Origin of the sequence: Sphingobium yanoikuyae, assembly GCF_013001025.1 — a bacterium.
Lineage (GTDB): Bacteria > Pseudomonadota > Alphaproteobacteria > Sphingomonadales > Sphingomonadaceae > Sphingobium > Sphingobium yanoikuyae_A.
The window spans coordinates 1479438-1503265 of the sequence record NZ_CP053021.1 but is presented as its reverse complement, the minus strand read 5'-3'; the positions used below and the strand labels follow the sequence as shown (position 1 = coordinate 1503265).

18 protein-coding genes, 1 tRNA gene and 2 pseudogenes are annotated in these 23828 nt (G+C 63.5%); 6 read left to right on the top strand and 15 right to left on the bottom strand.

The features are described 5' to 3' along the window. Positions 1-250 precede the first annotated feature (250 nt). The 6 genes and pseudogenes from HH800_RS07630 to HH800_RS07605 form a co-directional block, all read right to left on the bottom strand. Positions 251-592 (bottom strand): endodeoxyribonuclease, encoded by a 342-nt coding sequence (locus HH800_RS07630; protein WP_169860704.1) that lies wholly within the window; start codon positions 590-592, stop codon positions 251-253. Further along, a pseudogene (locus HH800_RS07625) lies at positions 582-1064 on the bottom strand (TIGR02594 family protein); the annotation flags it as partial. The pseudogene HH800_RS07625 and the gene HH800_RS07630, both read right to left, overlap by 11 nt. A 76-nt stretch (positions 1065-1140) precedes the next feature. Continuing rightward, positions 1141-1515 (bottom strand): hypothetical protein, encoded by a 375-nt coding sequence (locus HH800_RS07620; protein ID WP_169860703.1) that lies wholly within the window; start codon positions 1513-1515, stop codon positions 1141-1143. Then, on the bottom strand, positions 1508-1681 hold the full coding sequence (locus HH800_RS07615; RefSeq protein ID WP_169860702.1) for a hypothetical protein: 174 nt from the start codon (positions 1679-1681) through the stop codon (positions 1508-1510). The genes HH800_RS07620 and HH800_RS07615 overlap by 8 nt, the downstream gene beginning before the upstream one ends. Then, positions 1678-1974: a hypothetical protein gene (locus HH800_RS07610; protein ID WP_169860701.1), complete on the bottom strand. Its 297-nt coding sequence runs from the start codon at positions 1972-1974 to the stop codon at positions 1678-1680. The genes HH800_RS07615 and HH800_RS07610 overlap by 4 nt, the downstream gene beginning before the upstream one ends. Before the next feature lie 11 nt (positions 1975-1985). Then, entirely contained in the window at positions 1986-6911 is a 4926-nt protein-coding gene (locus HH800_RS07605; RefSeq protein WP_169860700.1) for a hypothetical protein, read from the bottom strand. A 118-nt stretch (positions 6912-7029) separates the two neighbouring features. On the opposite strand from HH800_RS07605, the gene HH800_RS07600 reads away from it, so the two are divergent. The 6 genes and pseudogenes from HH800_RS07600 (at position 7030) to HH800_RS07580 (ending at position 9725) form a co-directional block, all read left to right on the top strand. Then, positions 7030-7299 carry a hypothetical protein gene (locus tag HH800_RS07600; protein WP_169860699.1) on the top strand — a complete coding sequence of 90 codons (270 nt, stop codon included), beginning with the start codon at positions 7030-7032 and terminating at the stop codon, positions 7297-7299. Positions 7300-7407: 108 nt separating this feature from the next. Next, positions 7408-7578, top strand: a complete 171-nt coding sequence (locus HH800_RS07595) for a hypothetical protein (RefSeq protein WP_169860698.1) — start codon at positions 7408-7410, stop codon at positions 7576-7578. Next, positions 7575-7778 (top strand): hypothetical protein, encoded by a 204-nt coding sequence (locus HH800_RS07590; protein ID WP_169860697.1) that lies wholly within the window; start codon positions 7575-7577, stop codon positions 7776-7778. The genes HH800_RS07595 and HH800_RS07590 overlap by 4 nt, the downstream gene beginning before the upstream one ends. 154 nt (positions 7779-7932) lie before the next feature. After that, positions 7933-8175 (top strand): annotated as a pseudogene (locus HH800_RS29580) (helix-turn-helix domain-containing protein); the annotation flags it as partial. A gap of 29 nt (positions 8176-8204) precedes the next feature. Then, the gene (locus tag HH800_RS07585) at positions 8205-9341 is read left to right on the top strand and encodes a site-specific integrase (protein ID WP_169860696.1); all 1137 of its coding nucleotides are present in this window, start codon (positions 8205-8207) and stop codon (positions 9339-9341) included. Between the two features lie 307 nt (positions 9342-9648). Continuing rightward, positions 9649-9725, top strand: a tRNA-Pro gene (locus tag HH800_RS07580). A gap of 46 nt (positions 9726-9771) precedes the next feature. Here HH800_RS07580 and cobA read toward each other — a convergent pair. The 9 genes from cobA to HH800_RS07535 form a co-directional block, all read right to left on the bottom strand. Then, positions 9772-10566, bottom strand: a complete 795-nt coding sequence (gene cobA / locus HH800_RS07575; protein WP_169860695.1) for a uroporphyrinogen-III C-methyltransferase — start codon at positions 10564-10566, stop codon at positions 9772-9774. Continuing rightward, a complete protein-coding gene (locus HH800_RS07570) occupies positions 10553-13162 on the bottom strand; it encodes a nitrate reductase (protein ID WP_037518144.1) in 2610 nt (869 codons plus the stop codon). Before HH800_RS07570 ends, cobA begins: the two co-directional genes overlap by 14 nt. Next, positions 13162-13530, bottom strand: coding sequence for a nitrite reductase small subunit NirD (nirD, locus tag HH800_RS07565; protein WP_004212514.1), 369 nt, complete (start codon positions 13528-13530; stop codon positions 13162-13164). Before nirD ends, HH800_RS07570 begins: the two co-directional genes overlap by 1 nt. Further along, positions 13527-16040: a nitrite reductase large subunit NirB gene (gene nirB / locus HH800_RS07560; RefSeq protein WP_169860694.1), complete on the bottom strand. Its 2514-nt coding sequence runs from the start codon at positions 16038-16040 to the stop codon at positions 13527-13529. The genes nirD and nirB overlap by 4 nt, the downstream gene beginning before the upstream one ends. A gap of 211 nt (positions 16041-16251) precedes the next feature. Next, the gene (locus HH800_RS07555; RefSeq protein ID WP_169860693.1) at positions 16252-17457 is read right to left on the bottom strand and encodes a hypothetical protein; all 1206 of its coding nucleotides are present in this window, start codon (positions 17455-17457) and stop codon (positions 16252-16254) included. Positions 17458-17538: 81 nt separating this feature from the next. Further along, positions 17539-18783 carry a nitrate/nitrite transporter gene (locus HH800_RS07550; protein WP_169860692.1) on the bottom strand — a complete coding sequence of 415 codons (1245 nt, stop codon included), beginning with the start codon at positions 18781-18783 and terminating at the stop codon, positions 17539-17541. A 224-nt stretch (positions 18784-19007) separates the two neighbouring features. Beyond that, a complete protein-coding gene (locus HH800_RS07545; RefSeq protein WP_169860691.1) occupies positions 19008-20216 on the bottom strand; it encodes a CmpA/NrtA family ABC transporter substrate-binding protein in 1209 nt (402 codons plus the stop codon). Then, positions 20213-20794 (bottom strand): ANTAR domain-containing response regulator, encoded by a 582-nt coding sequence (locus tag HH800_RS07540; protein WP_010339138.1) that lies wholly within the window; start codon positions 20792-20794, stop codon positions 20213-20215. The genes HH800_RS07545 and HH800_RS07540 overlap by 4 nt, the downstream gene beginning before the upstream one ends. Before the next feature lie 74 nt (positions 20795-20868). Next, positions 20869-23823, bottom strand: coding sequence for an amidohydrolase family protein (locus HH800_RS07535; RefSeq protein ID WP_169860690.1), 2955 nt, complete (start codon positions 23821-23823; stop codon positions 20869-20871). Between the last annotated feature and the right edge of the window lie 5 nt (positions 23824-23828).

Sequence of the window (23828 nt, the reverse complement as noted above, 5' to 3'; positions counted from 1 at the left end):
TCGTCGCCCTGGTGGGGCTGCGCTAGACGCGGAACCGACGCGAGCAGAAAACGTTTGTCGGTCTCCTCTCTGGCTTGACTATGCCCCGCCGACTTTGGCGGGGTATTTTTTTTGAAGGCGAACGTTTGAATCATCACTAATATGATCGCGATCGATCGTCGCTAGTCCTCAAAGTCCAGGCGATCTTCCTGGCCGCCATGATGATCGGATCGTCGGCCGCAGGCCTTTACAGCCTGCTCTAACACCCGCGTCAGGCTGGCCCCTGGCGCCAGGCGATCCCATTACGGTCGCACCAAGCCGCATATGTGGTCGAACTGCCAGGGCTGATCTTGAGCCGGGGGTTCTGGAACCACATCTCGATCGTCCAATCGGGATGCTGGTCGCGAACGGCAAGAACCTTTCTTCGGTCCTGTGCGAGAAAACGACCCTTCGCCTCGATTATCCGCCGACCTTCGACATCGACGAAATCGGGCAGATAGGTGTGGGCGATCTGATACGGGAGCTTGATCGCTTCGTGCGCGAATTCGGCCGGGACGAGCGCGGCGCAACGGGCTTCGAATTTCGACCGGTAGCGAGGGGCGTCAGGCTTCATTCTTCGAAACCTTCGCCCCGGCCGAATTCAGCACCGGCGCCAGCGCAATCGCCTTTGGCGCCCCGGTCGGCCATCGCATCGAAACGCACCGGCCACGTTCGATCCAGGTTTCGTTAACGCTGTTGGACTGATTTCCGCCGAGGACGCGGAACAGCCGACCGTCAGCGGAGACCCCGGTCAAAAAGCCGACGTGACCGCCGCCAGGACGCTGGAACCGGACGATGGCGCCGAGGAAGGCCTTTTCGACCGGTTCGCCGAAAGCGTCCCACGACGACGCACGAACGGCGATCCGGGGCGGCTGGAAACCAGCGTGGGATACGACGTGCGCGGCGAAGGTGCCGCACCAAGCGGTTTCGTCATTATCGACGGCGATGCCGAGAATTTTGGGGCCAAGCGCCTTGATCCAGCCCATAATGGTGGAGGAATGCTTGGGGCCGACGATCTCGCGGACGCCGATCTGGCTGCGGGCATAGGTGAGCCAGGACGGCTCGAAAGGGTCACATAACGCTTATTTAGCGGGCATCCTGATGGCGACCAGATGCGCGCGCTTATCGAGAGGCGGCCACTGGCATAAGGGGAAGCTGCGACGAAACCGGGGTCATCGCGATCTGAAAGCCAAAGTATCCAGCGATACCGATCGCGATCCCGACAGCGATTTTCATGAAGCTACCCGCTTCGATCCATCCTCGCGCCTTGCCTTCAACCGTGGTGCGCCACGTCTTGAGGTCGGCTAGATCGGCCTCTACTACACGATAGCCAGGTATCATGGCCGCACGGTCGGCCTCGATCGTGCGGACAGCACCTTCGACAGAAGACAGCCGACTTTCGTGCGCGTCCTGGCGCTGGACGATGGCGGAAAGGGTGGCTTGGATGCTATCCACTTTCCCTTCCAGCCGCCCAAGGATCAGGCTGGTGTCATCCACCGTTCGCAAGGCCGTCCGCAATAGCGACGATGATCGAACCAATCGCGCCACCACCGGCGATGCGGATGATGTTCGTTGCGATAACGGATCGAACAGGCGGCAGGTGCCACAGCCAAATCGCTGCGGCGCCGATCTTCCCGCAGACACTTTTCAGACGGTCGATCATGCGGGCGTCACCGGGAGCGTCGGCGTGAAGGTGCCAGCGGCCGACACCGGCTCTTCACCGTCCCATTCTCGACGTTTATTCTCCAGGGTGACCCGGCGCGTCTCAAGCTGCATGCGAACGCCTGCGATGCTGGACATGGCTTGGCCGACCACCTGGGCGGTCGGATAGTCCTGCTCCAACGTCGCGCTCTGGGCGGCCGAACGAAGGGCGTCGATGTCGGCGATCAGCGCTTCAAGCGTGGCGATCGAAAATGCGTTGACCTCGCGAAGGGTCGTTTCTGCTGTGATTTCCATGTCGGTATTTATCATTCGACAGTGCTGACCCCGACGCGCTGCGTCACGTTCGCCCCCGATCCCAGATTTCGCGTGATGTCGGCGCTGTATGTGCGCGACGCGGTGTTATGTTCGGGATCGGTATAGGTCAGCGACGCCGCATAGCTGTAGGTCCAGGTTATCCGGCCGCCGCTATCACCAGGCATCGGACGAACGCCTTCCAGCGACAGAAGCCCGGTCCCACCGGCCTGGCTGGCGACCAGCGCACCATTTCGACGAAGGTTCAGCACGACACCATTACCGCCTAGGCCGATCGACTTCGACCCTGTCCAGCTATCGCCGCCGCTCGCCTGTAGATACTGCCGCCCGAACGAGTCCAAATCGGCGTCGAACGCGTTTCGCCCCTGCGTCGTCGCCGCATAGGTCTGCTCGCTGGTGTAGCTGTATGTCCAGGAGGCGTTCGCGACGATCATGCCACCGTTCGAACCGAACGTGCCGGTCGAAACCGAGGCATTATTGGCAAGACTGCTGGTCTGCTGGCTGTTGCGGATCGAACCAGCTAGTAGCGTGCCGCCGAAAAATACGTCTCCGTTAACACGAACATATTTCTTTGCGTTCGCCTCGCTGCACTGGTTGAGATCAGCGAAATATGGGCCGGTCCACTCGACGAACCGGTTACCAGCGCCGAAGGGCTGACCGTAGACCGACATCCACGACGATCCATCGGTCGCGATCATACGACCGTTGATGAACTCCATCCGCGCGCCACCACCCGGCTTCAAGATGCGAAAACGGTCGGCCGACACGGTGAAGTCACTGGTCTGGCCATTCGACGCCATCTCGACACCGGACACGTATCCGTTGACATCCATCTGGACGCCCCAGCGCGCAAGCGCCTGATTGGCCTTACCATCGACGCTCGTGACGGTTTCCGAAATCATCGTCACCGCCGCTTCGTTCGAATAGGCGGTCATATGCTGGCCGGGTTCCAGCTTAACCTGACGCCAGCCTACGTTGCCGATTGTCCCAGACGCTTTGAACGTGACCAAGCGAACACGCACGAATGCAGCGTTGCCCGGCGCGAACGCCGTGTGTTTGAGCGCTTTTCGGCCGAAGGCATCGTCCGTGAAATCGTGCCAACTGCTGTAAGCAGGCCCGCTCGATTGGCTGATCCAGTTGTTCGCACCATCATACCAGTTCAATTCGACATACGAGTAGCCGACACCGCTGTTGATCTGACAGATATTGTCGGCGGACACAGTGTAAGCCTGCCCGCCCCACACGCTGACATTGCCGGATTCGAGATACGAATATCCGCCAGAAGCAAAGTCCTGCTGGTTCCAGCAGCACTGACCCCAGCCCCCCGAAATACCGGCCCTCCATCCGCTGTTGGACGCCCACCAGCCCGACATCCCAGAAGAAAATCCGCCGATCTCCAGAAGGTTTGGCGATCCACTCTGAACAACGGTTGCGAGGCTTGCCAGGCTGCTATTTGCAGTCGCAATCGCGGTGGAATTCTGGCTGATGCTGGCCTTCATCGAGACCGCAAGCGCGTCACCCGACCCGATGCTATACACGGTGGGCGCTGGCGCTTCCGCATATGTAGGCCGCCATTGCGGCCGACACATCCAGGCCACGCTGTCGCCATCGCCCGGATACGTCGCGTATTTCATGAATACGGAATGGGCTTGCGCCGCGTTGGGCGGCGAAGCTGCTTTTACCCATAGGCGATCCCACGCACCGATGGCGCTACCGCCTGTTTTTATCGTGCGAGAGCCACCCCAAGAGGTTGAGATGAACGCGCCATTCGCGTCATACCATTCGATTTTTAGTTCGACATTGCACCGGTGCGCGGCTGCGTAGATCGACCATTCATAAAGCGTGTTGCCCTGCACAGCGTAACGTTCTGCATTGTGCCACTGGCCCCAAATCGACTGATTATTGCCAGACTGCCGGATTGACAGCGTGTGTTCGCTGGTAGGACGCCATGCATCACCGCCGTCGTCGCGCCCCCACGCCAAGCCGAATGCGTCCGGCGCGTAAGCGGCCCACCCCGACGCATCGACCGAAAAACTGGTGTTTGGGGCGAGATTGCCGCCGCCCGTGCTGAAGGTCGCGGCAAGGTTAGCACTTTGCGCAGCGGCGGCGGCCTTTTCGGTTGTGATCGCGGCCGACCCTTGGGCGGAATCTGCGGCTGCCCAAGCACTGCCGTTTGCGGCCTGCGCCTGATCCTTGAAGCCGCTTGCGGCTTGCGAGTGCTGCCAGGACTGTCCCGCCTCGTATTGCGCACCCGAATAGCTGCTCGAAGCCGCATCGGCGAAATCGCTAGACCGCTTTTCGCTGGTTACGTCTTCAATCCGAAGCGTTTTCCACGCGCAGTTGTGATTGGCCGAACCCCATGGACCATCACTGGCCAGCCATGGACGAACCGCTCTCGCGTTGGCCGGGAGCGTGATCGCGAAGCTGAAATCACCATAATCTTGGCCGGGTTGTCGTGCGGTTGATCCGACGAACGTGGACGAACCGTTGTCCAGCAGGACATGGAGGCCAGCGATAGTCTGATATGGTCCCCACGCCGCTCCGTTGCCCGACACGCGCATGACCCGGTTGGCCCAAGCACCCGGTAGAAAATCGCCTTCTGTGATGTCGCGGTCAGTTTGCCAAAGGACGTGGAAGCCAACGCGCGGGTCTAACGACGAAGAGCAGAAATCGCGCCAGAGGCCACGATCATTGCTGGCGTCGAAACTGGCACGACCGACCAGATTGCCGCCTGCCCGCGAGGCGGCGTCACGACCGAGCAAAGACACACGAACTTCCGTGCTGTTGGCTGCATTAGCCGCGTTCCCGGCTTCGGTCGCCTTCGTCTGCGCCAAGGCCACATTGGCCGCCGTTGCAGAAACGTCCGCTCCGGTCTGACCGACATGTTGCGCGCTAAGTTGTGTCTGACCGGTGACGGTCTGGACCATCCCGCTGACATTCTGCTCGCTGGTGGCGGCCTGATTGCGAAAACTTTCAGCCTGCCCTCTCGCTGTTTCCGTGCGGATACGATCTTGTTCAATTGCCGAGGATTTCTGGGAAACATCCGTCTGTATCGCTGCGACCTGACGCTGGCTCTCCGCCGAGGCAGCAGCAGCATTTTCGGCGCTACGCTGGTTGGTGATGTCCTCGATGCGGAGCGTTTTCCACGCGCAATTATGGTCCGTAGCGCTGAACGGACCATCGGACTGCAAGAATGGCCGTAGTGATACGGCGTCTGGCTGGATCACCACTTCGCCAGAGAAATCACCGTAGTCAGCCCCAGCAGGGCGTGCCAGAATAGTCTGCCAGGTATATTCGCCATTTGACCGCAAAACCTGAACGCCAGCGTTCGAGGGATATGGCCCCCACGCCGCGCCGTTTCCCGTGATCCGAAGGCGACGGTTTGACCAGTTGCCAGCGATCTGATCGCCCTCGTAGGCGTCACGACCGCGCTGCCACATGACCGCAAAACCGACACGCGGATCATTCCCGACGAAAATCGTTCCGGCCCATGCTCCCCGGTCGCCAGTCGAATCGAAAGAGGGCTTACCGACGATGTTGTCGGCAGCGTGCGAAATGGCATTCAATCGGCTCTTTTCAGAAGCCGCCGCGCTTCGCTGGCCCTCGGCTGCATAACTCGCCGTGTTACTTTCGTGCTGGGCCGCCGCCGCGACCATTTGGCCGGTTTGATCGCGGGCGATGGAGGTCAGGCGTTCTGATTCCGCCGCCCGCGCTGCTGCCCCTTCTGCCGTGTTCGCGGCTTCGCTGGTCTGGTCACGATAGCCCTTCGCCTGGCTGTTCGCGGTCTGCGCGTCAGTGCGGGCGATAATGACTTCGTCGCGGATCGCACCGGTCTGGTTCAGGATGTCGGCGGCGGCGTCGCGCGCTTGCTGGGTCAGACCGAGCGCCGCCTGAGAATTCTGGTCAGCCGCCTGGGCGTTCGAAGCGTGCTGGGCCGAAGCGTCTGCGTTCGCTTTCGAGGTCGCGGTGTTGCCATAAGTGGCCTGGAGGTCGGCCGCCGTTGACTTCGCCGTCGCGACATCGGCATCAAGCTGGTCAAGCTGCTGGGTCAGGACAGAAGTCTGGCTGACGGCCGAATTCGCGGTTTCCTGGGCCTGCTGCGCGGTGTCGATTGCGGTGGTGGCGTTTTCGCGCGCCTGGCCATCGACGATCTCGATCGCAGCCGACACGACATCCGCGCCAACCCACTCGCTGTAAACGCCGGTCCCCATGCGATATCGCGCACGAACCGCGAGATCGACGCCGCCGACATTGCTGCCAAAGCGGAAAACACCGCTGACGGGATCGTGGATAGCCGCCTGCTCGGTCCAAGCGATGGCGCCTGTCGGTCTCGATTCGATCTGGATACCGACGATGCGCGCGGACGGTGCCGGGGTCCAGGTGACCTCGACTTCGCTGACTTGCTGACCGCCTGCGCCTTCAATGACCGAACTGCTGACGACCAGGTTTTCCGGCGCGATCGTGTCGCGCGGATTATAGCCGTCGGGGCGGATCGTCGCGGGCAGCGGTTTTTCTTCGCGGTCCCAGGCATAGACTTCGCTGGACTCTTCGCGAAGCGCCATCGTGAAGAGAAGATCGTGGGTCTCGACCTGCTCGATCACGCGGAACAGTTTCCGGTTCCAACCGCGTTCGGGAAGCGACATGGTGATCAGCGAGCCGACCTGGACTCTGAACGCTTTCGGACCAAAGGTCGCGCTGAACACGCCAGGCGTCTTGGCCTCGCGGAGCAGCCATTGCTTCGCGATACGCTGGCAAGTCTCTGCGCGGGTGACCAGACCAAGATCGAGGGACAGGGTGCGCGGGATCGCGTCGGGTAGCGGATCGGTTTCGACCACACCCCAATCGACCAACTGATAGAGCGAGGACGGATCGCAGCCGCATCGACCGCCTTCGTGCCGAGCGTGCGGAAGCCGAAGCATGCCTGGCCGCTATTATGATCGCGCTGTCGGTCACGATAGGAGAACTGTTCGAAATCGAGGACGGCGCCGGATGATCGTGATCGACCAACCGACGATGCGGATGGTGTGGGGCTGAACGATGACTGGATCGTCAATCACGATCACACCACGGTTCGGCCACTCGATTTGGGGCCATCGCTCGCCGACCTACCCGGTGGATTTTCCCGCCTGGGTCAATCTCGACGATGAATTGACCAACTGGCTCGACGATAACGTCTCCGCGTGGCGCATCAAAAACGCGGGCGGTCGAATGATGCAGATTGATGGCCGCCTGGCTATCAAGCTGTCTGCCGAAATCGTCTTTGCCGACGATGCGGACGCGGCGCTGTTTCGGCTGCGTTGGGGGTGAACGATGACCCATGATATAGCTGCCGCCCGTCGCGCTCAAATCGCGCGGATCAAGCGTATCCTTGCCCGCGATCGATCGACCGATTTGGTCATCACCGAGCGCCGAACTATGACGCGCGAAGAATTCGGTGAATGGCTGGATTCAATCTGCGTCGATGTCACCGACGATTCAGATATGAACTTGCTCGCCAACGATCCCGGCGAACGATGCTCCTTCGAAGCTGCCGCCGCACGCCTCGACGCTGGACAGGGGATCGAGGTCACCCTGGACGACCTGTGACCGATTACGCCGACCTCGATGTCGTCGTCCTGGTCGAACCCGTCGTGGAAGATTGGGTCACCCCGAACGGGACCGTCAGGCGAACCGTCCCGGCCGGAACCGTCGGCGCGATCGTTGCGACCTACCCAGATGGATCGCTGGAGGTGGAATTTCCGACGACGACAGCGCGGGTAACGGCTGGCCAGATACGGCCGGAATGACGGGGCGCGACGACGATAGCCGGAAAATTCCGATCCGTCGATAAATCAAAAATATCGACGTTTCACGCCACTAACGGTAGATCAGGACATCAACTGTTAGGAACCTGTTCGAGACAAAAATTTCATTCGCCGAGTTGACGCTCGGTCCTCGATTATGCCTCGTCTGTATTTGTCCCCAGATTGGACAACCAGAGGCTTCGAGGGGAGAACCACGTCTCGCACATTACTATTTCCAATGTCCATTCCCTCCATCCCCGACATCATGACCGTCGAGGAATTCGCCACATATCTCCGCGTCAGCGCCAAGACGGTGCGACGCATCATCGCCAGCGGCGAACTTGCCGTGATCCGGGTCCACAGCATGACCAGGATCACGCGCGAGGCCGTCGCCGCCTACCTGACCGATCAGACAAGAAAGACCACCCAATGTCCGCAACAGCAAAGCCAGAAGGCAAACGCCCGAAAAACTGCTTCGCCGCTCCGGGAAGCCCGTTCTGGCAATACGAAATCATCATCGCCGGTCACAAAGAGCGCGGTTCAACTCGCTGTCGAAAAGCGGGCGATGCGGCGGACTTCGTAGCTGCGCGCCGCCTGTCGCTGAAAGAGGAACTGGCTGCGCGTGCGGCTGGCAAAAAGATGACAAAGGGTCCGGTTAGCCTCCAGACCGCCTGTGATCGATACTACGAAGACAAGGCCGCGCAGCAAAAGGCAGCCGACACCTACCTGGCGCAGATGGCTTCGCTGGTCGCCATCATGCCGCCCAATACCCATTTGCACGATATCGATCACGCCTTGCTGCTGGACTATCGCCGGAACCGTCAGGCCGAGTCCAAGCGCGTTCTCGCGGGGGCGACGATCAACCGTGAAATTGAACTGTTGCGCCGGGTCTGGCGCCACCTCGACGATTTGGGCTTCGAATGTGGCGAACAGCCCAAGTGGGCCAAAGCGATCGACAGGGGGGCGGAAGTCGAACGCATCCGCGACCTGACGGCTGACGAAGAGACGCGGTTGATGGAAGCCCTTTCGGCCATCAGCCCCGAGCTTTGCCTGGTCGTCGAATTCGCCTTGATCGCAGGACAGCGCAAGAGTTCCATCATGTCGCTTCGCCGGTCGATGGTGGACCGCCAGGCCAACCGCGCGACGATCCTTCTCAAGACAAAGGGGGAGGCGCCTCGGCCGCACACTTTCCCCCTGACTGCCCGCGCGTGCGAAATTCTCGACGCCTTCCCGCCTGTGGCCGGAACCGATGCCGTTTTCACATATACCTGCCGCCGATCAGCACCCGCCAAGCAGGGAAACGCGCCTCGCGTGAAAGGGCAGCGCTACGAATTCTCGCGCGATGGCTGGCGTCGAGATTGGGCGACCGCCCTCAAGAATGCGGGGATCGAAGATTTCAAATTCCACGACCTGCGCCACTCGGCCGCTACGCGGATCATTCGCAAAACAGGAAATCTCAAGATCGCCCAGAACCTGCTGGCGCACACCGACATCGCGCAGACGGCCCGATACGCCCACGCTTTCCACGGCGACATTTTGGCTGCGATGGAACTGGTCGCATCCTGATCAACCGATCGCTGCGAACGAACGGAAGCCCCCGGTAACGGGGGCTTTTTTGTCTCTGGGCAATCCAATCCCCAGATTTTCCCCAGAATCTTTTCGCGAGACGAGGCCTCCATGCCTCGCTATAGACCGCGAACCCGCTGATTCGGTGGGTTCATTGCGGGGCAGACCCCCCAGAATTACTCTGGGGAAATTCTGGGGATTTTGGGTTTTTCCCTGTCCCGAATGGTCCAAACTGGGGTGATCTAGGGAAGAAGCCGGTTTGTGAAAAACGGCAGAAAACCTAGGAAAATGGCGGTTTTAAGCCCGTCGGGGAGTAGCGCAGTCTGGTAGCGCGCCTGCTTTGGGAGCAGGATGTCGCAGGTTCGAATCCTGTCTCCCCGACCAACTTCCGAATATTATCAGTTGGATATACGGCGTCGCTGTTACGGCTTCAGCGCGATGCCGTTGATCGGCGGACATCGTCCGTTCCGCCAGCCATGGCCATGTCGGCCTGAGCCACCGCCTCTCCGATCAGGATCAGGGTCGGGCGATCATCGGCAAAAGCCTGCGTCACCAGCGGCAGGAGATCGAGGCGCGTGCGCAACTGCTGTTCCTGCGGCAGCGAAGCATCGCAGGTGATGAGCGCCGGGGTCGCGCCCGGCAGGCCCGCAGCGATCAGCGCGCGACTGAGTTCCGGGGCGGCCTCGCGTCCCATATAGACGGCCAGGGTGCAGGCCGGATCGGCCAGGGCATCCCAATCCAGATCCAGCGCCTGACCCCGGCGGCTATGCGCCGTCACGAACTGGACCCGACGCGCAATCCCACGCAGCGACAGGGAAATGCCCGCCGACGCCGCCACGGCGCTGGCCGCCGTGATGCCGGGGCAGATCCGAACGCGAACGCCGACCGCGCGCAGCGCCGTCATTTCCTCGGTCGAACGGGCGAACATCGCCGGGTCGCCGCCCTTCAGCCGAACCACCCGCTTGCCCGCCAGCGCCGCCTCCACCAGCATCTCGTCGATCGTCTGCTGATCCTTCGAATGGCGGCCCGACCGCTTGCCGACGCTGACCCGTTCCGCATGATCGGGAATGAGGTCCAATATCTCCGGCCCCACCAGCGCGTCGCAGAAGATGATGTCCGCCGCGCAGATCAGCCTTTCGGCCTTGCGCGTCAGCAGGTCGGGATCGCCCGGCCCGGCACCGACCAGCCAGACGTCGCCCGGCGCGATGAGGTCATTCGGCTGCATGCAATGTCTCCTGAGAGGTCTGGGCCAGGATATTGGCGATGGCGGGGCGGCAGGAACCGCAATTGGTGCCCGCGCCCAGCGCCTTGCCGATCGCAGGCACGTCGACCAGCTTCTGATCGCGGATCGCTGCGACGATCTGGTTGAGGCCGATATCGAAACAGACGCAGATGGTGGCGCCCTTGTCCGGCTGGCTGCCCGGCCCGCGGGCGGCCAGCACGGTTGCGCCGACATCGTCGGCCGCCAACTGGCCGATCAGCCAGTCGCGCGAGGGCAACAGGCCGGTGCGGGTGACGAACAGGACGCCGGCCAGCCGGCCGTCCTGGATGATCGCGACCCGGCGACTGCCGCGCACATGATCGATCGCCTCGACCCGCTCGCCCCTGGGCAGGCAGGCTTCCAGTCGGGCGGCATCGCCATTGCCGGCCAGTTCATAGAGCGCCCCGCCCGGCACCGCGACCCGCGTTGCCCAGAGGCAGGGCAGATTCACTGGCTCCTGCCCGCGCAGGATCAGGAAGCCCTGCCATTGGGTCGAGATCTTCTCGACCGCGGCCGGGGTCGACTTGAAGCCGGGCTGGCCGGAATGCGGATCGACCAGCGGACGCGGTAGCAGGCCGGTACGCCCGCCGCTCGATATCTGGTCGGTCCAGTGGATCGGGGTGAAGATTTCGCCCGGCCGCTGCCCGTCGCTGATGCTGACGCGGAAGATGCTGTTGCCCTGCGCGGTCGACACCCGCGCCAGATCGCGATCGGCCAGGCCCAGCGCATCGGCATCCTGCGGGTGGATTTCGACCAGCGGCTCCTCGCGATGACGCGCCAGCTTGGGCGCCAGACCCGTGCGGGTCATCGTATGCCATTGATCGCGATAGCGACCGGTGTTGAGCGTCAGCGGCCAGTCGCGCAGCGGCCCCTGCAAATCCATCTGCCTCGTCAGCACCAACCGCGCTTTACCGTCCGGAGTGGGGAAATGCCCATCGGCAAAGGGCACCCCACCCCAGCGGAAACTGTCCATCGCGTCATAGGCATCGTTGCCGATCGCCGCCTGCGCACGCAGGTTGAGCAGCCGCTGCCCCTCATTCTGATAGGCGGTCAGACGCGCATGTTCGCGCCAGATGTCAGCCGGCCGATCATAGGCAAAGGCGTTTTTCCAGCCCATGCGGCGGGCGACCTGGGTGATGATCCACCAGTCGGGCCGGGCCTCGCCCGGCAATGCCATGAACGGGCGCTGGCGGCTGATGGTGCGGTCCGAATTGGTGACCGTGCCGTCCTTTTCGCCCCAGCCGGCGGCCGGCAGGCGGACATGGGCATGGGTAGAGCTGTCAGTGTCGGCGATGATGTCCGACACGACCAGGAAGGGGATCGCCTCCAGCGCGTCACGCACCCGGCCGGCATCGGGCAGCGAGACGGCGGGATTGGTCGCCATGATCCAGAGGGCCTTGATCCGGCCTTCATCGATCGCGCGGAACAGGTCGACGGCCTTCAGCCCCGGCTTGGTCGCCATCTGTGGCGCGGCCCAGAAGCGGCCGACGCGGGCGACATTTTCCGGCGCGAAGTCCATATGCGCGGCGAGCGTCGAGGCGAGACCGCCAACCTCACGCCCGCCCATCGCATTGGGCTGGCCGGTGATGGAAAAGGGCGCCGCGCCCGGCTTGCCGATGCGACCGGTGGCGAGATGGACATTGATGATCGCATTGACCTGATCGGTGCCGCGGATCGACTGGTTGATGCCCTGGCTGAACAGGGTGACGGTGCGCGGGATCGCCGCGAACAGCTCGAAAAAGGCCTTCAGCAGCGCCGGGTCGAGGTCGCAGGCCTGGGCCGTCGTCCACAGGTCATGGCCGGTGCGGACATGATCCCAGAATCCGTCGGGCGCGTTCACATGATCGGCCAGATAGGTCGGATCAGTCACGCCCTGTGCGTCGCACCAGGCGAGCAGCCCGGTCATCAGCGCGACGTCGCTGCCGGGCCGGATCGGCAGATGAAGGTCCGCGCCCTCGCAGGTTTCTGTGCGGCGCGGGTCGATCACGACCAGCTTCGTGCCGCGCGCTGCGCGGGCAGCCTGGATACGCTGATAGACGATCGGATGGCACCAGGCGGTGTTGGAGCCGACGAGGAGGATGAGGTCGGCCTGCTCCAGATCATCATAGCTGGCCGGCACGATATCTTCGCCAAAGGCGCGATTATGGCCGGCGACCGCACTCGACATGCACAGGCGGCTGTTGGTGTCGATGTTCGCCGAGCCGATGAAACCCTTCATCAGCTTGTTGGCGACATAATAATCCTCGGTCAGCAACTGGCCCGAGACATAGAAGGCCACGCTGTCCGGGCCATGGCGCTCGATCGTCTCGCGAAATTTCTTCGCGACCAGATCCAGCGCCTTGTCCCAATTGGCGCGGCGCTTGCCGATCATCGGGTGGAGCAGGCGGCCGGTCAGCGCCACCGTCTCACCAAGATGCGTGCCCTTGGAACAGAGGCGCCCACCATTGGCCGGATGCGCCTCGTCCCCCTTGATGATCACCGAGCGCGGCCCGGTCGGCGTGGCGGCGATGCCGCAGCCGACGCCGCAATAGGCGCAGGTGGTGCGGATCGCCTGTGCCATCAGGCCGCCTTTGCCGCGCTGGGCACGGGAATGACTGCCTCGCGCAGCAGGAAGATGCGGCCCGCCTCGACCTTGAGCGGGATGGTGGGCACGCAGCCTTCATCGCTGCCCAGCGCCTTGCCGGTCTTGAGCGAGATGTTCCAATTGTGCAGCGGGCAGGCAACGACCGATCCATGGACGATGCCCTGGCTCAGCGGCCCCTGCTTGTGCGGGCATTTGTTGACCAGCGCGTAGAACTGGTTGTCCTGCGTGTGGAAGATGGCGATTTCCTCGCCGCCGCGCACCGGCAGGGTGCGGGCATTGCCCGGCGAGATCTGGTCGACGGGGCCGATATCCAGCCAGGTGCCAACTTGGGTGTTCGGGATCATGCGAGCGTCTCCATGGGGCGGACTTCGGCGAGATGCTGGTGCAGTTCGGCGTCCTCGCCGGCGGCGCGACGCGCCCAAGGATCGTCCTGCATGAACTGCTGGGAGAAGAGGAAGCGGGCGCGCAGTGCTTCGCGGCCGACATCATCCGCGACGATGCGGCTCTTCACATAATCGACGCCGACGCGCTCGATCCAGGGCGCGGTGCGCTCCAGATAGCGGGCTTCCTCACGATAAAGCTGGATGAAGGCGGCGCAATAATCCATCGCCTCCTGCTCGGTCGCGACCTTGCAGAGCAGGTCGGTGGCGCGGACATGGATGCCGCCATTGCCGCCGACATGCAGTTCATAGCCGCTGTCGACGCAGACCACGCCGAAATCCTTGATCGTCGCCTCCGCGCAGTTGCGGGGGCAGCCGGACGCCGCGATCTTGAACTTGTGGGGCATCCACGATCCCCAGGTCATATGCTCCAACTTGACGCCCAGCCCGGTCGAATCCTGCGTGCCGAACCGGCACCATTCCGACCCCACGCAGGTCTTCACCGTGCGCAGCGACTTGCCATAGGCATGGCCCGACACCATGCCGGCAGCATTGAGATCGGCCCAGACGGCGGGCAGGTCTTCCTTCCTGATGCCGAAAATATCCAGCCGCTGGCCGCCGGTCACCTTGACCATCGGGGCGTTATATTTTTCGACCACATCGGCGATCGCGCGCAGTTCCCTGGGGTTGGTCAGCCCGCCCCACATGCGCGGCACGACCGAATAGGTGCCGTCCTTCTGGATATTGGCGTGCATCCGTTCGTTGACGAAACGGCTGCGCTGGTCGTCCTGATAGTCGCCCGGCAGCGCGCAGAGCAGATAATAGTTGAGCGCGGGGCGGCAGGAGGAGCAGCCCTCCGGCGTCGACCAGTTCAATTTCTGCATGACTTCCGGAATCGAGCGCATGTCCTGTGCCACGATTTCGCGACGGACATCATCATGGGTGAAGCTGGTGCATTTGCACATCGTCTTCGGCCCCGACTGGACATCGTCGCCCAGCGTCAGCGCGAGCAGGGTTTCGACCAGGCCGGTGCAGCTACCGCAGCTGGCCGACGCCTTGCAGGTCGCGCGGACCGCATCCAGGCTGTGCGCGCCCTTGGCGATGCAGGATACGACCTGGCCCTTGGCTACGCCGTTGCAGCCGCAAATCTCGGCATCGTCCGAGAGCGCCGCAACGGCCGCCTTAGGGTCCAGCGCGCCCCCTCCCGAGGCGAAGGCCTGGCCGAAGATCAGCATGTCGCGCATGTCGGCGACATTTTCCTCGCGCTTGAGCAAGTCGAAATACCAGCCGCCATCGACGGTATCGCCATAGAGGACCGCGCCGATCAGCTTGTCGTCCTTGACGATGACCCGCTTGTAGACGCCGCGCGAGGCGTCGCGCAGGACGATATCCTCACACCCCTCGCCGCCGGAAAAGTCCCCGGCGGAAAAGACGTCCAGCCCCGCGACCTTGAGCTTGGTCGAGGTGACCGAGCCCTTGTAGCCACTATGCTGGTCGGTCAGGCCGTCGGCGAGACTCCGGCACATGTCCCACAGCGGCGCGACCAGGCCATAGACATTGCCGTCATGTTCGACGCATTCGCCGACCGCCAGCACATCGGGATCGCTGGTGACCATATGATCGTCGACCTGGATGCCGCGATTGACGGCCAGGCCGGCGTCGCGGGCCAGCGCGGTCGCGGGGCGGATGCCGACCGCCATCACCACCAGGCTGGCCGGGATCTCGCGGCCGTCCTTCAGGCGAACGCCCTCGACCTTGCCGTCGCCATAAATGGCTTCGGTATTGGCGCCGGTCAGGATGGTCTGGCCACGTCCTTCGAGCGCGGTCTTGAGCAGCCAGCCGGCCGCCTCGTCCAGCTGCCGCTCCATCAGCGTGTCCATCAGGTGGATGACGGTCACCTTCATGCCGCGCAGGGTCAGGCCATGGGCGGCTTCGAGGCCGAGCAGGCCGCCGCCGATCACCACCGCGCTGCCGCCATCCGCAGCAGCGGCGAGCATGGAGTCGACATCCTTCATGTCACGGAAGCTGATGACGCCGGGCAGATCCTTGCCGGGCACGGGAATGATGAACGGATCGGAGCCGGTCGCGATCAGCAGCTTGTCATAGCCGATGGTGCGGCCCGACTGGCTGGAAACGGTCTTCGTGGCGCGATCGATGGCCTTTACCGGATCGCCGGCGATCAGTTCGATGCCATTGTCGGCATACCAGGCGGCGTCGTTGATGACGATCTGCTCGAACGTCTTTTCGCCGGCCAGCACCGGCGAAAGCATGATGCGGTTATAGTTCACATAGGGTTCGGCGCCGAAGATGGTGACGCGATAGCGCCCTGCATCGCGGGCCAGCAATTCCTCGACCGCGCGGCAGCCGGCCATGCCGTTGCCGATGACGACCAGATGTTCCCGTGCTTGCCCCACGGGCGGCAGGACATTGCCCTCATCCTGCGTGACCGGGTCGATCCCGTCCTGAAAGTCCATCCCCGTTACTCCAGAAAAGAAAAAAGCCGCCATCCAGACCCTCGGGGATTGAAACCCGAGAGTCTGGATGGCGGCTTTGCCATCATCTAGTGCCTTGCCGGTCCTACCCTGAACCGTCGCAGCGATGTGAAGCGGGACATCCTTGTCCCTTGCAGTGCAGCATATGGGGAATCGCCCGAACGCTCAAGCGATTCCTCTCATGGCTTTTCAATCAGATGCTCCAGTCGGCCTGAAGCCACAATTTCTCGGTATCGGTCGCCATCGCCCGCGCATCATAATGGGCGTAGCGCACCGACAGGGCGGTCCTGCGCAGCTTCGCAGATGCGATCAGATCCCACTCATTACCATAATGCTGGTCGAGCCGATCGCTTTCGAACCGGTGCCAGGTCGCGGCTAGCGCGACCCCCGACAGCGGCCCTACCTGCTTCCAGCCATAGCCGGTACCGACATAGAGGTCGCGCATGCCGTTGGCGGGCGTGGTCAGGAACTTGTCGGCCCAGCCCTGGAACTTGAAATTGGTGCCGAGCGGCGTCTGGAAGCTGGTGAGCGCAGCGCCATGGCTGGCGCCCAGCACCTCATAGCCGGCATTGAGCTTCCAGCCGTGCAGGTCGAGCGTGGCGTCGGCCAGCCAGTAATCGGCGGCATAGTCATTGGGATTGCGGTGATAATCCAACTGGCGGGCATAGCTGAGCTGATAGGCGAACTTCGCAAATTTGGAGAGCGGCTGGTTGCCCGCCAGGCGCACGCCATAGGTCTGGCTCGACAGGCGATAGGCCTGCACCGCCGCCTCGTCCTGATCGACCAGATAGGCAAAGCCGCTGAGCATACCCAGCGGCGTGGCATAGGAGAGATTGGCGAGGATATTGTCGCCGCTGATCGCCTGCTGGCGCGCGCCCTTGCCCTGAAAGCCCCAGATGGTTCGCACGCTCCAGGCATAGGAGACGTCCAGTTTCAGTCCCTCGGCCGGCGTCAGTTCGGCGCGGACCGCGTCGAAGGTCTGGCCATTGTCGCGAAAGGCGACATTGCCGACGAAGCGCTCGTCATCCAGCACGATCTTCTGCCGTCCCCCGGTCAGGGTCAGTGCGCTGGTCCGATATTGCAGCTGGGCGATATAGAGGGCGACATTCTGCGGATCGGCCACCAGCGGCTTGGTCGCTGCATTGTCGAAGCCGTCGAAATAGCGGTCGATCACCGCCAATGTCCCCTGCCCCACGAATGTCGCCGACAGCGCGCCGCTGCTGGCCGTCAGGCCGGCGCGGGCCCGGACGGTCAGCGCATCGGCCTGCTGTGCTAGGCCATGCTGGTCGACATGTTCGTAGCGCAGCCGCGCCTCGGCGACGGGTTTCAGGTCGATCTGCTGGGCACAAGCAGGCCCGGCGACGGCCAGCGCGGCCGTCGTTGCGAGAAGATATTTCATGGATGATCGTCCCCCCTCGGACGGAAAGAGCGTGGCTCGGGGCGGCAGTCCTCAAAAGAGGCCGCCGCCCTCCTCTCCAACTCAGATGCGGGCGCCGCTGGTCCAGTTGGCGCGCCACTTCGCCTTCACCAGCGCCACGCCTAGCAAAGCCAGCACTGCAAGACCGGCGAAGATCAGGAAGCCGGGCGCGAAGCTGCCGGTCAGTTGCTTGGCAAGGCCGAGCGAACTGGCGAGGTAGAAGCCACCAATGCCGCCCGCCATGCCGACAAGGCCGGTCATCACGCCGATTTCCGCCTGGAAACGCTGCGGCACCAGTTGGAAGACCGAGCCGTTGCCGGTGCCCAGCGCCAGCATGGCGAGGACGAACAGCGCCAACGCGCTGGCCAATGTCGTCGCCTGCGACACGCCGGCCAGCGCCAGCGCCGCCACGACATAGACGATCATCAGCGCCTTCACGCCGCCGATCCGATCCGCCAGCGCGCCGCCCATCGGCCGCACCAGCGACCCGGCGAAGACGCAGGCAGCGGTGCAATAGCCCGCGATGATCGGGGTCAGCCCGAACTGGTCGGTGAAATAGATGGGCAGCGATGCCGCCAGTCCGACGAAGCCACCGAAGGTCACGGCATAGAAGGCCATCAGCCACCAGGCGTCAGCGGTCTTGAGCGGCTCGAAATAATCGACCAGTCGCTTGGCCGACGGCGCGTTGGGCGCATCCTTGGCCATGATCATATAGGCGACGAAGACGATCGACAGCGGGATGCAGGCAAGGCCCAGCACCGCATTCCAGCCGAATGCCTTGGCCAGCATCGGCGCGAACAGCGACGCCAGCACCGTGCCCGAATTGCCCATGCCGGCAAGGCCCATCGCCTTGCCCTGATGCTCGGGCGGATACCAGCGGCTGGCGAGCGGCAGCGCGATCGCGAAGCTGGCGCCGGCAAAGCCCAGGATCACGCCCAGAACCAATGTGCCGCCGAAGCTGTTGACGCCCATCAGCCAGGCCAGGAACAGGCCGGCGATGACGATGATCTGGCTGATCGCGCCCGAGCGCTTCGGGCCGATGCGATCGACCAGCAGGCCGTTGACGACGCGAAGCAGCGCGCCGGCGAGCGTTGGCGTCGCCACCATCAGCCCCTTTTCCGCCGGCGTCAGCGCCAGCGTCTTGGCGATCATCGGCGCCAGCGGCCCCAGCAAGACCCAGACCATGAAGGCCAGGTCGAAATAGAGAAAGGCGGCAATCAGGGTCGGCGCGTGGCCGGCCTTCCAGAAGCTTGTCGTGGCGGGGGCCGATGCGGCCTCCCCTTCGCGGTCCCAATAAGCAGTAGCCATGATGCGTCCCCCAACCAATGGAATTGGAAACGAAAAAGCCGCAGGCCGGACGCGCGCACTCATGGCGTGGTCCGGTCAGCGGCTTTGCTGCGAAAAATGGATGGAATGGCGATCCCACCCTTGGGACGGCGCATTCGTCTGGACGCGCCTCGTCGCGCGGTCCTTTATCTTATCCCGTAGAATGCATTATGTTGCAAGGCACAAATTCGCCCCATAATTCAACGCTACGGCGCAGAATCCCGCAGGAAATCCTCGATCCGTTCGGGGTCGAAGATTCGCCCGTCGAAAAAGCGATCCGGGCCAAGCGTCAGGTCGCCGCGATGGGCACCGACCGGCATCGGGGTCGTGAGCGCCCCTTCCAGTTTCATGCTGGCGCCGGGCATCGGCAGGCCGCTATCGGCCAGCGCCCGGCGGAAGATGTCGGGCCGAAAAACGGCGGCGGCCCGCGCCGCACTTTCCGCATCATGGGCAACCATGCCCCAGCGGACCAGCTGCGAATAGATCCACAGCGCCTGGCTGCGCCAGGGGAAGGCGGTCGCTTCGCGCGCGAACAGCATGAAATCGGGATTGACGATCGGCGCGTCGCCGAGGCGCGCCACGATCCGCCCCGACAGTGCGCGCAGGATCAGGTCGGCCGGCTGATCGACATAGCGGGGGTCGGACAGGAGATCGGCGAGCGCCTCATGATGCGCAGGATCGTCGCACCAGGCGGCCGACCGGGCGAGCGCGCGCAACAGGCGATCGACCGTTTCCGGGTTCGCCTCCAGCCAGTCCTGGCGGAAGGCCAGAACCTTTTCCACGCCGCGCTGCCAGATACGTTCCCCGATCGCGACGGTTTCAGCCAGCCCGGCCTCGATCGCCGCGCTGCCCCAGGGTTCGCCGGCGATGAAGCCGTCAATTTCGCCCGCCCGCATCGCCTCGACCGTCAGCGAGGGCGGCAGCACGCGCAGCACGACATCCCGATCGGGATCGATGCCCGCGCTCGCCAGCCAATAGCGCAACATGATCGCATGGCTGGAAAAGCGGTGGACCACGCCGATCACCGGCTTGCGCCGCCACAGCCCGATCGCGGCGGCGAAATCATGGGCTGTGCCCAGCGGATCAGCGAGCCGCCGGGCGATGTCCGGTTCCAGTGCCTTGGCGAAGTCCGGTGCCATCACCAGCATATTTCCGTTGACGTTGAGCTTGTAGGGCGCGGCCAGTGCGGCGGGCTGCTGGCTGAGGCCAAGCGTCACCGCCACGGCCAGCGGCGCCAGCATCTGCGCGCCATGCACCTGGCCATAGACCAGCCGGTCGCGCAGCGTCGCCCAGCTGGTGGTGCGCACCAGATCGAGCGCGATCCCCTCTTCCTCGGCAAAGCCCCGTTCGCGCGCGACCGCCAGCACGGCCACGTCCGTCAGCGGCAGAAAGGCTATCCGCAGCAACTCGCTCATATGCCCCCTCCCAACAGGTCGCTGGCGGTAATAAGCGCCTGCGCCACGTCCACGATCTTCTTGCCCTGGTTCATCGCGCTCGACCGCAGCAAAGCATAGGCATCCTGCTCGGACAGGCTGCGCTGGTTCATCAGGATCGATTTCGCCCGGTCGATGACCTTGCGGTCGGCGAGCGCGGTGCGCGCCTCGTCCAGTTCCGACTGCATCCGGGCAAAGGCGTTGAAGCGCCGCACCGCCAGTTCCAGCACCGGCTTCACCCGCTCCTTGCGCAGACCATCGACGACATAGGCGGATACACCCGCATCGATCGCCGCGCCGATCATCGCATCATCGGACTGATCGACGAACATCGCGATCGGCCGGGCAAGCGCGCGGCTTACCGTCAGCATCTCCTCCAGCGTGTCGCGGCTGGGGCTACCAAGATCCATCAGCACCACATCGGGCGCCATCCGCTCCAGCCGGGCAACGAAGGCGCCGCGGGGCGGGACGATATGAATATCGTCATAGCCCGCCTCACGCAGCCCTTCTTCCAGGACCGTCGCTCTCAATCCGCTGTCGTCGATGATGACAATTCGCATGGCGCCCCTTTGGATACGCCCATAGCAGCAGTCCGACGGCTCAGGTCAATCGAAAGCGAACGGCAATCGCCGGATCATTTCACCATGCCGCCGGCGACGATGTCGTCCACGTCATGGATGACGCCATTCATCATCACCTTTTTCACCTTGAAGGTGTTGGCGATGTCGGCGCGCGGATCGCCGTCGACCAGCACGATGTCGGCCAGCTTCCCGGCCTCCAGCGTGCCAGCATCCAGGTTCAGATCCTTCGCCGAATTGACGGTCGCGGTCTGGAGTGCCTGGAACGGCGTCAGCCCCGCGTCTACATAGGAGGAGATCTCCGCATGGAGATTGTTGGCGATCATCGTGTCGGTGCCCGCCGTCACCAGCGTGCCGGCATCATACATTTTCTTCAGGCTCTTATATTGCCCCTCCAGCAACGGGCGCAGCATGCTGGCCATCGGATCGGCTTCGGTGATCGTTTCCCGTGCCCAGACCGGATAGAGATTGAGGCGCGGGTCGTCCTTGTAGCCGGGATGCTTGGCGAGATAAGGCGTCATCGCGCCGAAATGGGTCGGCGTCAGCGTCCGGCCGCTGCGGCCGAAAAGCTGGATCACATCTTCATAGGCCATGCCCTGCGGCCCCTGCTTGGGCGAATAGCCGCGCCGGCTGGTCGCGCCCATATGCTCGGTGCCATCCACGCCGGAAAAGGCCGCCGGGAAGATTTCATGGCCACTCACTGGGATGCCCATTTCATGGGCGGCGCGCACGATCTGCCGCTGGAACAGGTCGGGCATGCGCACATAGCTCTTGATCATGTCATAATGGAGCGCGCGCATGCGGGTGAATTCCCGCTCCAGATGGGCCGGGCTGGAGACCGCCACGCCCATCTTGTAATAGACGCGCTGCCATTCGAGCAGCGGCCCGGCGACATAGAGGCGCGGCGACAGGCGCACGCCGGATTCCGCCGCCTCGCGATCCTCCACCGCATCATAGATTTGCGTGCCCGGATCGCGCACCGTGGTGATGCCATAGGCAAGCCAGGCCCGTTCCAGATTGGAGCCGAAATCCTTCTGGGCGTGGGAATGATGTTCGATCAGGCCGGGAATGGCGGTGAGGCCCGTGCCGTCGACGAAATGCTCCGCCTGATGAAGCGCGGGATCATGGTCGCGGATTTCGGCGATGCGGTGGCCGTCGACGATGATGTCCTTGTCATGCTGGGTCACGTCATGGACGGAGTCCACCAGGTTGCTGACATGAATGACGGTGCGCCCGGTCGGGTTGGCGATGCGATAGGTCAGGTCCACCGGAATATCGGTGATCGCGCCGGTTTCGGTGTCGAGCGACTTCAGCTTGTCGGCCGACTGGAACAGGATCGTCTTGTTGTCGCCCGCCCAGCTCGGGAAATAGGAGATGTCGGACGTGTAGGAGCGCGGCGGCCCCAGCGGCTTGCCGTCGGCGGCCACCGGCCAGATCTTCAGCAGCCCCTCATAGATGGCGGCCATCTTCGTCCCGTCGGGCGACCAGGTTGGGCCACCACCGGCGCGGGTATCCATCGACATATTGGATTCGGGCAGTTGCCAGAAGGGTTTGCCCACGCCATCGGTCGGCACCATGTAGACCTGGTTGGTGCCCTCGCGGAAGCTGTTGGAATATTTGTAGGATAGCGGGATGGCGACATATTTGCCGTCGGGCGACCAGCTGGGGCTGCCGGGCTGGCCTAGCGATCCCTGAAGGCGGGTGATCTTGCCGGTCGCGACATCGACCACGCACAGGCCGGCAACGCCCCAGCGGCCGTCGACATCGATATAGGCGATCCGCGTGCCGTCATGCGACCAGGCGGCACCCAGCGGCTGGGTGTCGATATCGGTCAGCCGGCGATCCTTGCCGGTCTTCATATCGCGGATCCACAGCTGTGGCAAGCCACCGCCCTTGTCGGAGGTGTAGACCAGGCTCTGGCCGTCGGGCGACCAGGCCGGATCAGTGTCCAGCGCGCCGTCCTTGGTCAGATTCTCCGGCACCCCGCCCTTGGACGACATGACATAGAGATCGCCGAGCGCGGCAAAGGCGATGCGGCTGCCGTCGGGCGACAGGGTCGGATGGACGATGCCCAGCGCCTTGCGCGGCGCGGTCGAATCCCAGTCGCGCTTGGCGCGGGTGTAGCTGGGCTTCACCACCTCCAGCGTGGCAGCGAAGTTGACGGTCGACAGGCTGGTGCCCTTGCGGCTGCGGATTTTGCCGTCGGACACATAATAATAGCCGCCCTTCCCCCAGGACACACGGAAGGGGAAGACATTCTCGGCGCCGCTGACGGCCTTGCCATCGACTTCCAGACGGCTGCCCTGCGCGTCCTGCACGACATAGGCAAGCTCGCCGCCGGGTCCGAAGGACGGCGCATCGATCTTGCCCTGCACCTGCTTCAACAGGCTTTCCTGCCCATCGGCGAGGGCCGTGACATAGAGGGCGGTCTTGGCGCCGTCCGTCCCGGAATAGGCGATGCGCGCGCCGTCGGGCGACCAGCTGGGCATGCGATCCTCGCGCCCGTTGCTGCTGACCTGCTTCATCGCGCCGCTGGCGATGTCGAGCGTCCAGATGTCGTAATTGCCGCTGCGGTCGGACGAGAAGGCGATTGTCCGGCCATCGGGCGACCAGGCCGGCTCGCGATCATCATAGGCGCCCTCGGTCAGCTTGCGCATGTCGCTGCCGTCCGGCTTGATCGTCCAGAGGTCATAATTGCCGTCGCGATAGGAAAAATAGGCGAGGCGCGAACCGTCGGGCGACCAGACCGGCTGGCGGGCATCGTTGAAATAGTCGGTGATCCGCTTCGCCTTGCCGCCGCTGGTCGGGATGATCCAGAGGCTCCCCTGAAGGTCCACGGCCAGCCATTTGCCGTCGGGCGACACCGACACCGCCATGGAGGTGCCTTCATGCACATCGAAGGCGATCGGGGTCTCGCCACCGGGCGGGGGCAGATTGGCGGGCTGGGCATAGGCCTGGACGGCGCCCGCCGACAACAGGGCCAGCGACAGAAGCTTGAAGGCAGATTTCATCGGAT